Source organism: Haloarcula ordinaria (genome assembly GCF_029338275.1).
GTDB lineage: Archaea > Halobacteriota > Halobacteria > Halobacteriales > Haloarculaceae > Haloarcula > Haloarcula ordinaria.
Window position 1 is genome coordinate 1,957,605 of sequence record NZ_CP119789.1, and the last position, 13,544, is coordinate 1,971,148.

The 13,544-nt window shown below is 67.4% G+C and carries 16 protein-coding genes; 6 read left to right on the plus strand and 10 right to left on the minus strand.

Annotation, left to right across the window (positions count from 1 at the left end; genetic code table 11):
* The first annotated feature begins 64 nt into the window (after window positions 1-64).
* Entirely contained in the window at window positions 65-796 is a 732-nt protein-coding gene (locus tag P1L41_RS10415) for a GNAT family N-acetyltransferase (protein ID WP_276295663.1), read from the plus strand.
* A gap of 1 nt (window position 797) precedes the next feature.
* Here P1L41_RS10415 and P1L41_RS10420 read toward each other — a convergent pair whose 3' ends face one another.
* From P1L41_RS10420 to tmcA, 3 genes are read right to left on the minus strand one after another with little or no spacing between them, the layout of a single operon-like run.
* A complete protein-coding gene (locus P1L41_RS10420) occupies window positions 798-962 on the minus strand; it encodes a DUF8014 family protein (RefSeq protein WP_276295664.1) in 165 nt (54 codons plus the stop codon).
* The gene (locus P1L41_RS10425; protein WP_276295665.1) at window positions 959-1,450 is read right to left on the minus strand and encodes a DUF456 family protein; all 492 of its coding nucleotides are present in this window, start codon (window positions 1,448-1,450) and stop codon (window positions 959-961) included. Before P1L41_RS10425 ends, P1L41_RS10420 begins: the two co-directional genes overlap by 4 nt.
* Entirely contained in the window at window positions 1,447-3,687 is a 2,241-nt protein-coding gene (tmcA, locus tag P1L41_RS10430; RefSeq protein WP_276295666.1) for a tRNA(Met) cytidine acetyltransferase TmcA, read from the minus strand. Before tmcA ends, P1L41_RS10425 begins: the two co-directional genes overlap by 4 nt.
* A gap of 267 nt (window positions 3,688-3,954) precedes the next feature.
* Here tmcA and rpl7ae point away from each other — a divergent pair, with 267 nt between their 5' ends.
* From rpl7ae to P1L41_RS10455, 5 genes are all read left to right on the plus strand, one after another.
* Window positions 3,955-4,317, plus strand: a complete 363-nt coding sequence (gene rpl7ae, locus P1L41_RS10435) for a 50S ribosomal protein L7Ae (RefSeq protein ID WP_276295667.1) — start codon at window positions 3,955-3,957, stop codon at window positions 4,315-4,317.
* 11 nt (window positions 4,318-4,328) lie between these two features.
* On the plus strand, window positions 4,329-4,556 hold the full coding sequence (locus P1L41_RS10440) for a 30S ribosomal protein S28e (protein ID WP_276277095.1): 228 nt from the start codon (window positions 4,329-4,331) through the stop codon (window positions 4,554-4,556).
* A 3-nt stretch (window positions 4,557-4,559) separates the two neighbouring features.
* Window positions 4,560-4,970 carry a 50S ribosomal protein L24e gene (locus P1L41_RS10445; RefSeq protein ID WP_276295668.1) on the plus strand — a complete coding sequence of 137 codons (411 nt, stop codon included), beginning with the start codon at window positions 4,560-4,562 and terminating at the stop codon, window positions 4,968-4,970.
* On the plus strand, window positions 4,970-5,434 hold the full coding sequence (ndk, locus tag P1L41_RS10450; protein ID WP_276295669.1) for a nucleoside-diphosphate kinase: 465 nt from the start codon (window positions 4,970-4,972) through the stop codon (window positions 5,432-5,434). The genes P1L41_RS10445 and ndk overlap by 1 nt, the downstream gene beginning before the upstream one ends.
* A gap of 62 nt (window positions 5,435-5,496) precedes the next feature.
* The gene (locus tag P1L41_RS10455) at window positions 5,497-5,736 is read left to right on the plus strand and encodes a glutathione S-transferase N-terminal domain-containing protein (protein ID WP_276295670.1); all 240 of its coding nucleotides are present in this window, start codon (window positions 5,497-5,499) and stop codon (window positions 5,734-5,736) included.
* On the opposite strand, the gene P1L41_RS10460 is transcribed toward P1L41_RS10455, so the two are convergent.
* The 7 genes from P1L41_RS10460 to P1L41_RS10490 form a co-directional block, all read right to left on the minus strand.
* Window positions 5,727-6,452 carry a DUF7978 family protein gene (locus tag P1L41_RS10460; RefSeq protein ID WP_276295671.1) on the minus strand — a complete coding sequence of 242 codons (726 nt, stop codon included), beginning with the start codon at window positions 6,450-6,452 and terminating at the stop codon, window positions 5,727-5,729. The genes P1L41_RS10455 and P1L41_RS10460 overlap by 10 nt on opposite strands.
* An 88-nt stretch (window positions 6,453-6,540) precedes the next feature.
* Window positions 6,541-6,951, minus strand: a complete 411-nt coding sequence (msrB, locus tag P1L41_RS10465) for a peptide-methionine (R)-S-oxide reductase MsrB (RefSeq protein ID WP_276295672.1) — start codon at window positions 6,949-6,951, stop codon at window positions 6,541-6,543.
* Window positions 6,952-7,039: 88 nt separating this feature from the next.
* The gene (locus P1L41_RS10470; protein WP_276295673.1) at window positions 7,040-8,356 is read right to left on the minus strand and encodes an ABC transporter ATP-binding protein; all 1,317 of its coding nucleotides are present in this window, start codon (window positions 8,354-8,356) and stop codon (window positions 7,040-7,042) included.
* Entirely contained in the window at window positions 8,349-9,404 is a 1,056-nt protein-coding gene (locus P1L41_RS10475; RefSeq protein WP_276295674.1) for an ABC transporter ATP-binding protein, read from the minus strand. Before P1L41_RS10475 ends, P1L41_RS10470 begins: the two co-directional genes overlap by 8 nt.
* Entirely contained in the window at window positions 9,401-10,576 is a 1,176-nt protein-coding gene (locus P1L41_RS10480) for an ABC transporter permease (RefSeq protein ID WP_276295675.1), read from the minus strand. The genes P1L41_RS10475 and P1L41_RS10480 overlap by 4 nt, the downstream gene beginning before the upstream one ends.
* Entirely contained in the window at window positions 10,576-11,544 is a 969-nt protein-coding gene (locus tag P1L41_RS10485) for an ABC transporter permease (protein ID WP_276295676.1), read from the minus strand. The genes P1L41_RS10480 and P1L41_RS10485 overlap by 1 nt, the downstream gene beginning before the upstream one ends.
* On the minus strand, window positions 11,541-13,427 hold the full coding sequence (locus P1L41_RS10490; protein ID WP_276295677.1) for an ABC transporter substrate-binding protein: 1,887 nt from the start codon (window positions 13,425-13,427) through the stop codon (window positions 11,541-11,543). The genes P1L41_RS10485 and P1L41_RS10490 overlap by 4 nt, the downstream gene beginning before the upstream one ends.
* Window positions 13,428-13,544: the final 117 nt, after the last annotated feature.

The window sequence follows — 13,544 nt, forward strand, 5'->3', positions numbered from 1 at the left end:
GACACCCTTCTCGCTGGGTTCCGTATTATAAAACGTTAAGTACCGACGTGTGGTAACTTCCCGCATGCAACTTACGGAGCCGCTGCAGTTCGACCACGAAGACCGGAAAGAGATCTACGAGTACATCGAATCGCACGGCTCGGTGAAACCGGAGGATGCACGCCACGCACTCCAGATGGACCCCCGACCGTTCGGCCACCACGTCGCAATTCTGAAGCGCGACGGCGTCCTCGAGGAGCACGACGGAACCATCAGGGTCGCCTACGAGGACACAGTCGAGGAGGAGTTCCGGGCCGACGACGTGGAGTTCACCATCCGCCAGGCCCGCCAGGAGGACCTCACTGGACTCGTCGGGGCCATCCGCGAGGCCATCGGTGGCGGGGGCTACGTCGACGCCGAGACGGTCGCGGACGTCGTCGACAGCGAGGGCGTGTTGCTGCGCCACAACGAGCTCGAGTCGCGCATCTTCTTCGTGGCCTGCATCGACGACGAGGTGGTCGGCTGGGTCCACCTCAAGCACCCCGAGAGCCGCAAGCTCGGGCACACGGCCGAGCTCACGCTGGGCGTCCTCGAACGCTACCGCGGCAACGGCATCGGCTCGCACCTGCTCGAGCGCGGGACCGAGTGGGCCGCCTCGAACGACTTCGAGAAGCTGTACAACTCGATTCCGGCGTCCAACAGGGACGCCATCGAGTTCCTGGAGGGCCACGGCTGGGAGGTCGAGGCCGTCCGGGAGAACCACTACAAGTTCGACGAGACGTACGTCGACGAGACGATGATGGCCATGGACCTGTAAGTCAGCGCCACTCCTCGCCGTAGTCGTCTAATGGTTCTGCGACGACGCCGTCTTTCTGTGCCCACACGCGTGCGTGCCCCGTACAGACCTTTCTGTTCGCGTCCCAGGGGATGTGGAGTTCGACCGCGGCCTCCCGCTCGCAGTCCGCTTCCCAGCACTCGGTCATAGGAGCGCGACCACCACCATCGTGACGAGTATCGACCCGGTCAGCAGCGCCTGGACGACGCCCGTGGCGAGCATCCCGACCGTCGTGACGAGCGCGGCCTTCGCCCCCTTGCGGGCGTCCTGCTGGCGGCGGAACTCGACGAGGAAGACGGTGGCCGTGACGCCGAGGATGATACCCAGCGGTCCTGTGAGGAAGAAGAGGACGAGACCGACGAGTCCCGCGATAACGGCCGTCAGGTTCGAGGCGCCACCTACCCTGGCGGCGACAGCCCCGCCGACGAGGTCGACGACCCAGGTCAGGACGGCGACGAGCACTAAGCCGGCCAGCAGCAGGGTGCCTGGCTCACCCGTCGCGTACCAGTAGAGTAAGACGCCGCCCAGCGAGAGCAGTGCGCCGGGCACCTGCGGAACGAGGCTGCCGACGACGCCGCCGACGAGCAGGGCGAACGCGACGACGACGAGGGCCAGCGCGAGACCAGACGATATCATGCGTGGCGGTCGAGTTCCTCCTGTACCCAGTCGTCGCCGTAGAGCCGCGTCAATCTTTCGACGGCTCGTCCGAGTGCCCGCATGCACTCCCGGCGCGAGACGAACGAGAGGTCGTCGGCGACCGTCGACCAGTCGTCGGCCTGCAGGACCTTCCGGACGAGCAGGCGCTCCTGGTCGGCCGTCAACGCATCGGCGTCGGCCGGGTCGACGAGGTGCCGGAGCGCGAGCGTCCGGAACGGAGCGGGGTCGGTGTCGAGTATCGACGCGCCGCCGGGGACGCCGGCCACGAGTCGCCACTCCAGTTCGGACAGCGAGACGTCGGGTGTCGTCTCGACGGCGGCGAGCGCTTCCCTGACGACGTCCGGGTCGCAGTCGTCCAGCGCGTCGGAAAGCACCGATGCGATGCGGTCACAGAACCACTCGGCGTGTCGCGTCGCCAGTTCCTCGCCCGCCTCGGACGTCGGTTGCAGCATTATCGCCGAGTACTCACCGCTGGTGTCGTTGCGTGTCGTCGAGAGATGGACGGTGTGATACCCGTTGTCCCGCCAGAAACGGACCAGTCCGGGCGTCGCGCCGTAGCCGACGCCCAGCCAGTCCATCCCGTCGGCGAACTCCGTGCGGACGTCAGCCAGCAGTTTCGACCCCAATCCCCGTTCGCGGACGGCGTCGTGCGTCGCGATGCGCAGCACGCGCTGGCCGACCGGAACCCCCGCCACCTCGTCCCGGAGTTGCGTCGTCAGCACGTCGGGGACCATGTTCCCCCGGATGCGCCCGCCACCGTACATCGTCTCGCGCGTCTCGGCCGCGAGGCCGCCCTCGCGGGCCAGCAGCGCCACGCTGACGACGTGGCCATCGTGGGTGAGCGCCCGGACGGTGAGGTTCGGGGCGTCCAGCATCCTGGCGAGGTCCGCCGGCTCCGTCCGGTAGTGGGCCAGCACCAGCAGCCCGAACACCTCCCGGAGCAGGTGCTCGTCGGCCAGCAGGTCGGCCGTCGAGAGACGCCGGTAGGTCACTGTCGCCGGGGTCGCTCCCTCCACGAGCGGGTCGGCCGGCGGCCGGGCGTCCAGCAGGAGCGCCCGGAAGGCCCACACCTCGATGGGGTCGGCCTCGGCGTAGCGAATCGGCGTCGTCATGGTCACGTCGGTCACCTCGTGGTCGCTCTCTGCCAGTCGGTCGCGGAACCGGACCGAGAACCCGCGACCCGCGCCCTCGTAGCCGTGGACCGTCGTCGTGAACGCGACGGCCGGCGCGGCGAGCAGCGCTTCGAGGCGACGGACCGGGAGTGCGGCGGCTTCGTCGACGACGACCACGTCGGGGTCGCCGGGCAGCGAGACGGCATCGGCCGGCCGCTCGAAGCGAATCCGTCCGCCGCCGTCGGCAAGGGTCAGCACTCGCGGCTCCTCGTCGTCGTCCCGGACCACGTCGACCCCAAGTGTCTCGAAGAGCGCCGCCGCCTGGGCGAACACCTCGCCGGCGCTCCGGTAGGTCGGCGCGGTCACGAGCACGTCGTTGCCCCCGAGTGCCAGGTTCGCCGCCGCGAGACCAGCCGCGCTCGATTTCCCCCGACCGCGGTCGGCCTCGACGACCACGGCCTGACCGGGCTGTTCGAGTTGCTCGAAGGCGTGGACGGCGGCGACTTGGTCGTCGGTTCGACATGCCGCGTACGTCTCCGGGCGAAACGCTGCGTCGTCGGGGAGCTCTGGTGGGCCACCGACCAGCCGTGGTGCGGGGTTCGTGAGCCCCGGCTGCTCGACGCGGTCCGAGTCGACGTCGACCAGCGCGATACCGCGGTGTGCCCGGAGCGTCTCGACGAGTCGCCGACGGAAGGTCCCGGTGACGTCCTCGACGGTGAACGGGTGCACCGCGAGTGTCTCGTCGAAGGCGTCGCGTCGGTCCGGCCACGCGTCGAGCGGCGGGGTCAGCAGGACCAGCAGGCCGCCGCCGTCGACGGCCCCGACGGCGCGCCCGAGTGCGTTCGGTCGCAGTTCCCCGTGGGCGTCCAGCACGACTGCGGTCCGCGTGCGTCCGAGGAGTTCATCCGAGCGAGCCTGTCGGTGGTGTTCGCAGTCCAGAACTCCCTCGGGGCCGACCACCGTCGTCTCCTCCCGCGGGACCGCCGCCGCGTCCAGCGCGTCGCGCGCTCGCTGTCGGGTCACGTCGGGGTCGCCCGACAGCACGAGGAGCCGGCGCTCGTTCGACCGGTGTGCCTCGTCGCGCAGCGACCGGGCGATGTCCATAGCGGTGGTGGCAGGCCCGGCGGTATGTCGTTGACGGTCGGGTCACCCGGTTTCGGGTCACCGGTCAGCGACCGTGTGCCGGGCTGGCACGGGATTTCGCCTTCGAAAGCGCTTTTAGGGCTGGTAGCACAGAAACGGGTACAGCCTGCGCCGGGTTGATGATGCTCCCAGCCTTCTCAGGAAACCGCGCACCAGCGTGGTGCGCCGCGGAATCGGCCGCGTCACGGCGGGGGAGCGTGAGCCCGCGTGCAGGAGGTGAACATACAAATGCCAGTGTACGTAGATTTCGACGTTCCGGCCGACCTCGAGGACGACGCCCTCGAGGCGCTGGAAGTCGCACGAGATACAGGAAGCGTAAAGAAGGGAACCAACGAGACGACCAAGTCCATCGAGCGTGGCTCCGCGGCGCTCGTCCTCGTCGCCGAGGACGTCCAGCCCGAGGAGATCGTCATGCACATCCCCGAGCTCGCCGACGAGAAGGGCGTCCCCTTCATCTTCGTCGAGCAGCAGGACGACCTCGGACACGCCGCCGGCCTCGAGGTCGGCTCGGCCGCGGCCGCCATCGTCGACGCCGGCGAGGCGGAGGCCGACGTCGAGGACATCGCCGGTAAGGTCGAGGAGCTCCGCTGAGGTGACCACGGATGAGCGCTGAGGAATCCGAAGGCAGCGGCGCCACGCCCGCAGAGGTCATCGAAGTCGTGGGCCGGACGGGGATGCACGGCGAGGCCATGCAGGTCAAGTGCCGCATCCGCGAGGGCGAGAACCAGGGTCGTATCATCACCCGGAACGTGCTCGGCCCGGTCCGCGAAGGCGACGTCCTCCAGCTGCGCGAAACGGCCCGCGAGGCCGACTCCATCGGAGGTCAGTAACCGATGCCCCGAACACGAGACTGCGACTACTGCGGTGCGGACATCGAGCCCGGCACGGGCACGATGTTCGTCAGCAACGACGGTTCGACCACGCACTTCTGTTCCTCGAAGTGCGAGAACAACGCCGACCTCGGCCGCGAGCCGCGCACGCTCGAATGGACCGAGTCCGGTCGCGGCCCCGAGACCGAGGCTGTCGAGGAAGTCGAGGCTGAAGACGAAGAAGAAGATGAAGACGAGACCGCTGCGGTCGACGTAGACGAGGAGGAGACGGAAGCGGAATCCGACGTTGAAGACGCAGCGGACGACGATGCCGCCGACGACGAGGGTGACGCCGCACCCGACCTCGAGGCCGCCGAAGAAGACCTCGACGAGGAAGACGAAGACGACGGGGAAGCCGAGGAGGCCGAGGCCTGATGGCAGACACCGAGCGCACCTTCGTGATGGTCAAGCCCGACGGCGTCCAGCGCGGCCTCATCGGGGACGTCGTCTCCCGGTTCGAGGACCGCGGCCTGAAGCTGGTCGGTGGGAAGTTCATGCAGATCGACCAGGAGCTGGCCGAGGACCACTACGGCGAGCACGAGGACAAGCCGTTCTTCGACGACCTGGTCGACTTCATCACCTCGGGTCCGGTCTTCGCGATGGTCCTGGAGGGCCAGGACGCGGTCAGTCAGGTCCGCACTATGATGGGCGAGACCGACCCCGCCGAGTCCGCCCCCGGCACCATCCGCGGTGACTACGGGCTGGACCTCGGTCGGAACGTCATCCACGGCTCCGACGACGAGGACCCCGGTGCGAACGAGCGCGAGATTTCGCTGTTCTTCGACGACGACGAGCTCGTCGACTGGGACCAGATCGACGAGACCTGGCTCTACGAGTAAGCCGTCTCGTCACGTTTTCGCCGAGCGCAACCACCTTGAGGCTCCCGTCCGTACCGACGGGTATGAGCCGGACACTCTACCAGCTCGACGGCTGTCCGTACTGCGAGAAAGTCGCCGACCGACTGGACGAACTCGACGTCGACTACGAGACCGAGTGGGTCGAGGGGCTCCACTCCAAGCGCGACGAAGTGAAACGCGTCTCCGGCCAGCGCGCCGTGCCCGTCCTCGTCGACGAGGCCCACGGCGTCACGATGGCCGAGTCGGAGCGCATCCTCGAGTTCGCCGAACAGACCTACGCCTGATCCTCGTCCGCCGACACCGCCGCGCTGGACTCCCCCTCCACTGCCGTGGCCGGCGGTTCGGCAGTCGACGCCTTGCGGTAGTACAGCGCTGCGCCGATAGTGACGAAGACCATCGGGAACAGGAAGAACGTCACGAGCGCCACCCACAGCCATGGGCCCTGTGACGCGGCGCCGATTGTCTCCTCCTGGACAACGAGCGGCCACCGCTGGACGAACAGCAGTGCGCCGCCGACACCACACAGGAGGTAGCCCATGGTGAACCCCGTCCCGACGAGCGCACTCTCCTCGAGGAGGCTCTCGGCGGGGTTCCCCGGGCGATAGGCCTCGAAGACCCCGCCGGCGACGACCAGCGCGACCATGGGAATCAGGAAGAACACCACCGGCGGGACGCTGGCGTCGGTCGCGATGTACAGGTCGTTGGCCAGCGGTGACCCGCCGATCTGGACCGTCGCACGGGTTATCGTCGGGACGTGGTGGGCGTTGAACAGGATATGTGCGTACTGAACGAGAACGTCCACCGTCGAGTTGATGGGTGCGGCATTCCGGTCGACGGACGACGGCCCGACGACGAAGAGCGCCGCGACGAGGAGGTACTCGACGACGAAGACGGCGACGGCGGCCAGCGCGGCCTGGAGCCACGGGAAGGTCCTGACCGAGGGTGCGAGGAAGTGGTCGTCGGTCGATGCGTCGGCTGACTCGGCGTGGTCGGGGGTCACAGCGCTACTCTATCCCTGTGACCGTCACACACCATCGAAAGTATTGCGGTGGACTCGACCGCGTCGTGTCGACTGGTGCGGCGCTCCGTCAGTTCTCCTCGGCTTCGAACTCCAGTGCGGCCCCGTTGATGCAGTACCGTTTGCCCGTCGGGTCGGGTCCGTCGTCGAAGACGTGGCCCAGGTGTCCCTCACAGGTCGCACAGACGACCTCGGTGCGGCGCATCCCGTGGCTGTTGTCGACGCGTGTCTCGACGGTGCCCTCCTGCAGGACGTCCCAGAAGCTCGGCCAGCCGGTGCCCGACTCGAACTTCTCGTCGCTGTCGAACAGCTCGGCGCCACAGCCAGCACAGGTGAACACGCCGTCGTCCTTGACGTCGAGCAGTTCGCTGCTGAACCGCGGTTCGGTCCCCGCCTCGCGGAGAATGCTGTACTCCTCGTCTGTCAGCAGTTCGCGCCACTCCGCATCGGTCTCCGGAAGGTCGTGCTCGGATTCACTCATACACGTTCATACGGGCTGGACGGACATAAGCGCCCGCTGCCAGAGCCCCCGTCGCCAGCTCTGTCGACACAGCGCAACCTGCGCTACGTCATCTCTCCGGGACGGACCTATCGGGCTGTGGTTGGCCAGACGCCTCGGCGCCGACCAGGTGACAGGACGCGCTGTGGGCCTCGTCGACCGACGTCTCCTCGGGCGGCTCGCGTGCACACACTGTCGGGAACGACTCGACGAGGCGGTCGTGGGCGCGCTCGCTGTTGCCAGCGAGCACGTTGTCGAGTGCGTCGCTGAGTGTCGCCTCGGCCTCTGGGTCCGCCACGGTCTCCGGGATTTCGAACTCCTCTCGGACGGCGTCGCGGACCTGGCCGTCGGTCACCGCCTCGACCGGGACGTCCGCCGAGGCCGCGACGAACTCCCGGACGGTCTCGGGGTCGACGCCCTCGCTCCCGAGGCGCTGCCGGAAGTCGAGGATGGCCCGCCACGCTCGCTGGTCGATGTCGTAGCCGTCAGGCGGGATGACCTTCGGACAGCGCGTGTGGAACCGACAGCCGCTCGGGGGCGCGCTCGCGGAGGGGACGTCGCCCGAGAGCCTGACCCGGTTGCCCCGCTTTCGCGGGTCGATCGTCGGAATCGAGGAGACGAGCACCTCCGTGTAGGGGTGTCGCGGCGACGTGAACAGCTGCTCGGTGGGCGCGTGCTCGACGATTTCGCCCAGGTACATCACGGCCGTCCGGTCGCATACCTCCCGGACGACGCCCATGTCGTGGCTGATGAGCAACAGCCCGAGGCCGAACTCGGCCTGGATGTCCTCGATGAGCGTCAGAATCTCTGATTTGACCGAGACGTCCAGCGCGCTGGTCGGTTCGTCGGCGACCAGCACGTCCGGGTTGAGCACGAGCGCCCGGGCCAGCGCGATGCGTTGCTTCTGGCCGCCGGAGAACTCGTGGGGGTACCGGTCGATATCCTCGGCCGACAGGCCGACCCGCTCTAAGAGGTCCTGAGCGACCTCCCGGCGGAGTTCTCGGTCGGCGACGCCGTGGATGACCAGCGGCTCCGCGATGGACTCCCCGATGGACATCCGCGGGTCGAAACTGGCGCTCGGGTCCTGGAATATCATCTGGACGTTCCGGCGGTAGGCCTTCAGGTCGCTGCCGGTCACGTCGGTGACGTCCTCCCCCTGGAACCGAATCGTTCCGTCGGTGGGGTCCTCCAGCCTGAGCATCGTCCGGGCCGCCGTCGACTTCCCACAGCCCGATTCGCCGACGAGGCCGACCGTCTCGCCGCGCTCGACGGTCAGGTCGATACCGTCGACGGCACGGACCGCGCCCACCTGCCGTCTGAGGATGCCCTCCGTTATCGGGAAGTGTTTCGTCAGGTTCGCCACCTCGAACAGCGGCGGGTCACTCATCGGTCTCACCTCCCTCGAGCCCGTTCCGAAGTACCTCGGGGTCGCCGTCAGGCCCGTAGTACACGCAGGATGCGTCCTGGCCGTTGCCCAGGTCGTACAGCGGCGGCTGGGACCCGCGACGGCACTCCTCGCGAGCGAAGTCACACCGGCTGGCGAACCGACAGCCGGCAGGTGGGTCCCGCAGGTCCGGCAACGTCCCCTCGATAGTCCGGAGGTCGCGACCCCGACCGGGGAGACAGTCGAACATCGCCATGGTGTAGGGGTGGGCGGGTGCGTCGAAGACGTCGTAGACGCCCCCGCGTTCCATCACCCTGCCGGCGTACATCACGACCACGCGGTCTGCGAGTTCGGCGACCACCCCCAGGTCGTGGGTTATCAGCAGGATGGACATCCCGAACTCGTCCTGAATCTCCTCCAAGAGGTCGAGCAGCTGCGCCTGGATGGTCACGTCCAGCGCGGTGGTGGGCTCGTCGGCGACGAGCAGGTCAGGGTTCGACGCGAGGGCCATCGCGACCACTACCCGCTGGCGCATCCCGCCGGAGAACTCGTGTGGGTACTCGTCGTACCGGCTCGTCGCGTCGGGGATGCCGACCCGGTCTAAGAGCGTTATCGCCCGCTCCCTGGCCGCGCGTTTGCCCACGTCCTCGTGGGTCTGTATCGCCTCACGTATCTGCCAACCGACGGTGAAACAGTGGTTGAGCGCGTCCTGTGGGTTCTGGAAGACGTGGGCGATGCGGTCGCCGCGGATGGTCCGGAGTTGGCGCTCGGAGAGGTCGAGCAAGTTCCGGCCGTCGAGGTCGACCGTGCCGTCGAGGATACGGCCCGGTGGCATCGGAATCAACTTCGTTATCGTCTCCGCGGTGACCGTCTTCCCGCTCCCGCTCTCGCCGACGATACAGACCGTCTCGCCGTGGCCGACGTCGAAGGAGACGTCGTCGACGGCCCGCAGCGGCCCCTGTTCGGTCTCGAACTCGACGGTGAGGCCCTGGACCGACAGGAGCGGGCCCTCGGTCTCCGGGGTGGCCGCCCGCTGCTGCTGCCCACTCATCGGTCACCCTCCGAGCGCGGGTCGAGTGCGTCGCGGAACGCGTCCCCGACGAAGTTGAACGCCAGGATGGTCAGAAAGAGGAAGACGCCGGGGATGGTCGACACCCACCAGGCCGTCCGGAGGTCCGACCGGCCGGCGGCGATGGTCTGCCCCCAGGACGGAATCGTCGGGTCGCCCAGCGAGAGGAAGGCCAGGCCGGCCTCGAAGAGGATGAGGCCGGGAATCAGCAGCGTCAGGTTCGTGATGACCGTCCCCGAGACGTTCGGGAGGATGTGCCGGCGGATGACGTGCTTGGTGTCCGCGCCGGCCGCGCGGGCGACGGCGACGTACTCGTCCTCCGAACGCTGGAGCGCCGCGCTCCGGACCAGGCGGGCGGTTCCACCCCAGCTGAACAGACCGAAGACGAGGATGAACATCAGCAGGCTCCCACCGAAGAGGAAGATGAGAAGCAGGTACAGCAGGAAGGAGGGGAAGACCTGCTGGATGTCGACGTAGCGCATCAGCACCTCGTCGACGAGGCCGCCGACGTAGGCGGCCACGGTGCCCACCGTCGCACCGATGCTGATGATGAGGAACGAGGTGATGAGGCCGATGCGTATCGAGACGCGCATCCCGAGGACGACGAGTGCGAGGATGTCCTTCCCGTCGCCGGTCGTCCCCAACGGGAACTGCCAGCTGCCCGTACACCGACCGCCGATGGTCTCGCCGATACACGTCAGCGGGACGGAACTGTCGACGGCGACGCCCATCGGCGGCTGGAAGCTCTGTGTCAGTTCGACGGTCGGCCTGGTGACGAGGAGCGGCCCGACGAGACCCAGCACGACGACGACGCCGAGGTAGCCGAGACTGATGACCGCCGCCCGGTTCTTCCGGAACTGTCGCCAGTAGTGGGCGGTCATTCGCCGGTGGGTCGCCAGCGGGACGACGAAGTAGAAGCCAAAGAGCGCGAGCGAGAGCAGGAACAGCCAGTCCAGCTGGGTGAGGTCCCACCCCTCCCGGAGGAGCAGGTTCGGCGAGAACAGCGGCGTCTCGCGGGTGTAGTCGTACGCGAACGCGAGCCCGAGGGCCGCGAGTGTCGCCAGAAAGCCCGCCGTCTGTCGGCTCAGCACGACGCCCCGGTCGGCCTCCCAGTCGATGTCCTCGAACCGCCGGCGGGGTGTGTCGGAACTCATCACCGATCACCGTAGTCGATGCGGGGGTCCAGCACCGTGTACGCGATGTCTTGTAGCAGGTTCCCGACGATGGCGATGAAGACGCCGATGAGCGTCGTCGCGAGCACGAGCGCCGTGTCCTGTGTCTGGATGGCCTTGAAACTCAGCTGGCCGAGCCCGGGGATGCCAAAGACCACCTCGACGAGGTAGGAGCTCGCGATGAACAGCCCGAGCAGGTCCGCGACGAGTATCGTCGAGAGCGGCACTGCGGCGGGACGCAGGACGTGCAAGAGCAGTATCCGGCGGTCGGAGACCCCCTTGGCCTTCGCCGTCTTCGTGAACGTGGCCTCGACGTACTCCAGAGCCTCAGCCCTGGTGTAGCGCGTCAGACTCGCTATCGACCCCGTGGTGAGGACGAAGACGGGGAGTACCAGCTGCCTGACGTTCTCCACGCTGAACACTGGGGCGTTCGGGTTGAACACGATGGGCACCAGGTCGAGGTGGACGCCGAACAGCACGAGCAGGATGATGCCGAACCAGAAGTTCGGGATGGCGTACCCGAAGAAGGCGACGAACGTCGCGGCGTAGTCGAACCGGGAGTGCTGGTGGGTCGCCGAGTACAGGCCGATACCGAGTCCGAACGTGATGGTCAGAATCGTCCACGGGACGGAGTACATCACCGTGTACGGCAGCGCCTCCATGATTGCCTCGGTCACCGGCTGCCCGCGCGACGTGCTGTACCCCCAGTTGCCCGTCGCCATGTTCGTCATGTAACTGGAGTACTGCTCCCAGAGCGGGCGGTCGAGGCCGCGCTGTGCCTCGAACGCCTCCTTCGCGGACTCCGCGCTGCCACCACTGGCGGCCGCCTGGAACTGAATCGAGGCGAGCGCCTGCTGCTGTGTCACGAAGAGCAACGCCCAGGTAATCGAGAGGATGATGAACGTTGCGACGACCGCCCAGAGGAGCCGTCTCGCGACGTACCACCTCATCTGTCGAAGTAGTACGTCTGGGAGTTCCAACCGCTCGCGAAGGTGTCGGTCGGCCCCACGAGCGCGTCCTGCGACCCCGAGATGGTCGAGGGCATGATGAGGAACCCGAACGGCTGTTCGCGGGCGAGGTTCCGGAACACCTCACCGAACAGCTCGCGGCGCTCCGCCTCGTCGACGGTGCGCGAGCCCTCGGCGTACAGCTCCGCGATGTCCGCCTCCGGAACGTAGCCGAAGTAGTTGACCGTCCCCTGCTCCCGGAAGAACACGGAACTGGAACTCGGCGTCCGCGGGTAGGTGTTGAACCCGAGGACGATGGACATATCCCACGCCTCCTGACTGACCGAGACGTCCCGGGGGCCACCGTTGAACAGGCCGGCACTCCAGGGGGCCTCCTCGCCTTCCGGCGGACTGTTGGCGGCGTAGTTCTGCTGGAAGGTGTTGCCCGGGACGGTGTTGACGTCGACGCCGACCCCGAGGTTGCGCTCGACCTCCTGCTTTATGAGTTCGGCGAGCGTCTGGTTCGTCTCGCTCGCGGAGCTGGCAAACAGCGAGAGCGTCACGTCCGACCCGTCGGGGCCGACCAGCGTCCCGTCCTCGTAGCGGTAGTCGGTCCCCTCGATACCCTGGCGCATCCGACGCCTGGCGACCTCGCTCCCGTAGAGGTCGCCGGTCCCGAAGGTGTACTGGTCCATCCCCTCGGCCACGTACCACTTGGAGAACTGCGGTTGCATCGTGTAGGCCGGTTCCGCGTACCCCCTGAAGAGGTTCTCCGCGAGCGTCTCCTTGTTGACGGCCATGGCGAACGCCTGCCGGACGGGAATCTCCCGGAACGGCGCCCAGCCGTTTGCCCGCATGTTGAACTTGATGGCCTGGACGAACGGCTGGGGCTGGACGTAGACGTCGACGCTCTCCAGGCCCTGGAACTCCTGGGCGTTCTTCGGCGGGATTCCGGCGGTCGTGATCTCCCCCTCGCGTAAGGCGTTCAGCCGGGAGGACTCCTCGGCGATGACCTGAATCCGGTATCCCTCGAAGTACGGGGCGTTCGTCCAGTCTTCCCCCAGTCCTTCTACTTCGCGGAGGTAGTAGTCCTCGTTGCGCGTGGTCCGGTACTGGGACTCGCGGTTCCACTCCTCGAACGAGTACGGACCGAGATTCCCCGTGTACTGGAGCGTGGTGAGCTCCTCGTCCTGCCGGAGCCCCTCGGCGTCCTTGTCGGGGACGTACTTCTCGAGGATGCCCTTCGGCATACAGTTCTGTCCCCACAGAACGGGCTTCAGGGGGAACGCCGGATCGACTTCGGGCAACTGGAGCTCGAAGGTGAGCTCGTCGAGCTGTTCGACCGGAATCGGCTCGCCCTGGCGGAACCAGTCGCCGGCGTTGGTGTACCCAGCCCAGTTGTCCTCGCCCTGGAAGACGTTCCGTATCATGTAGACCCAGTCGTCGGCGGTCATCTGCCCGTACCCGCCGCCCCACTGGAGATTGTCCCGGAGCGTTATCTGGTAGGTCTGCCCGTCCTCCGTCGAGGGCTCCGCCCAGAGCGGGAAGACGTTCTGGTCGTTGTCGACGGCCCACGCCCCGTCGAGGGTCAACCCCACGAACGCGCCGGAGGTGGTGTCGTTCGTGTAGAGCCAGTTCAACCCGTTGGCGTCGGACCCAACGACACCGACGTACTCGCCCGACGGCTGGCGCGGGCCCGCGGCCTCGCCGTCGCTCCCGTCGCCCGGTGACTCCGTCTCTGTCGGGTCAGTGCCGCCGTCGCTACCGCCGTTTCCGACGAGGCTACACCCAGCGAGCGTCGTCGTCGCCCCGATACCGAGAACTCGTAAGAGGTCCCGCCGATTCGGACGGTCGAGGGACGGTCCGTCCTCGTCCACGTTTGGCATTAGTTAACGGACAAGGTCCGTACGATTATTAATGGTTGGTGTCGACCGACAGCTGCCGGCGTCAGATTCGACATCAGGGTCCCGATTTCTCACACGCGTGGCGCGCTACACCGTCCA

Bases quoted from the DNA above. Each gene is read 5' to 3' on its own strand.
- P1L41_RS10415 (WP_276295663.1), top strand. From the start codon at position 65: ATGCAACTTACGGAGCCGCTGCAGTTCGACCACGAAGACCGGAAAGAG.
- P1L41_RS10420 (WP_276295664.1), bottom strand. From the start codon at position 962: ATGACCGAGTGCTGGGAAGCGGACTGCGAGCGGGAGGCCGCGGTCGAA.
- P1L41_RS10425 (WP_276295665.1), bottom strand. From the start codon at position 1,450: ATGATATCGTCTGGTCTCGCGCTGGCCCTCGTCGTCGTCGCGTTCGCC.
- tmcA (WP_276295666.1), bottom strand. From the start codon at position 3,687: ATGGACATCGCCCGGTCGCTGCGCGACGAGGCACACCGGTCGAACGAG.
- rpl7ae (WP_276295667.1), top strand. From the start codon at position 3,955: ATGCCAGTGTACGTAGATTTCGACGTTCCGGCCGACCTCGAGGACGAC.
- P1L41_RS10440 (WP_276277095.1), top strand. From the start codon at position 4,329: ATGAGCGCTGAGGAATCCGAAGGCAGCGGCGCCACGCCCGCAGAGGTC.
- P1L41_RS10445 (WP_276295668.1), top strand. From the start codon at position 4,560: ATGCCCCGAACACGAGACTGCGACTACTGCGGTGCGGACATCGAGCCC.
- ndk (WP_276295669.1), top strand. From the start codon at position 4,970: ATGGCAGACACCGAGCGCACCTTCGTGATGGTCAAGCCCGACGGCGTC.
- P1L41_RS10455 (WP_276295670.1), top strand. From the start codon at position 5,497: ATGAGCCGGACACTCTACCAGCTCGACGGCTGTCCGTACTGCGAGAAA.
- msrB (WP_276295672.1), bottom strand. From the start codon at position 6,951: ATGAGTGAATCCGAGCACGACCTTCCGGAGACCGATGCGGAGTGGCGC.
- P1L41_RS10470 (WP_276295673.1), bottom strand. From the start codon at position 8,356: ATGAGTGACCCGCCGCTGTTCGAGGTGGCGAACCTGACGAAACACTTC.
- P1L41_RS10475 (WP_276295674.1), bottom strand. From the start codon at position 9,404: ATGAGTGGGCAGCAGCAGCGGGCGGCCACCCCGGAGACCGAGGGCCCG.
- P1L41_RS10480 (WP_276295675.1), bottom strand. From the start codon at position 10,576: ATGAGTTCCGACACACCCCGCCGGCGGTTCGAGGACATCGACTGGGAG.
- P1L41_RS10485 (WP_276295676.1), bottom strand. From the start codon at position 11,544: ATGAGGTGGTACGTCGCGAGACGGCTCCTCTGGGCGGTCGTCGCAACG.
- P1L41_RS10490 (WP_276295677.1), bottom strand. From the start codon at position 13,427: ATGCCAAACGTGGACGAGGACGGACCGTCCCTCGACCGTCCGAATCGG.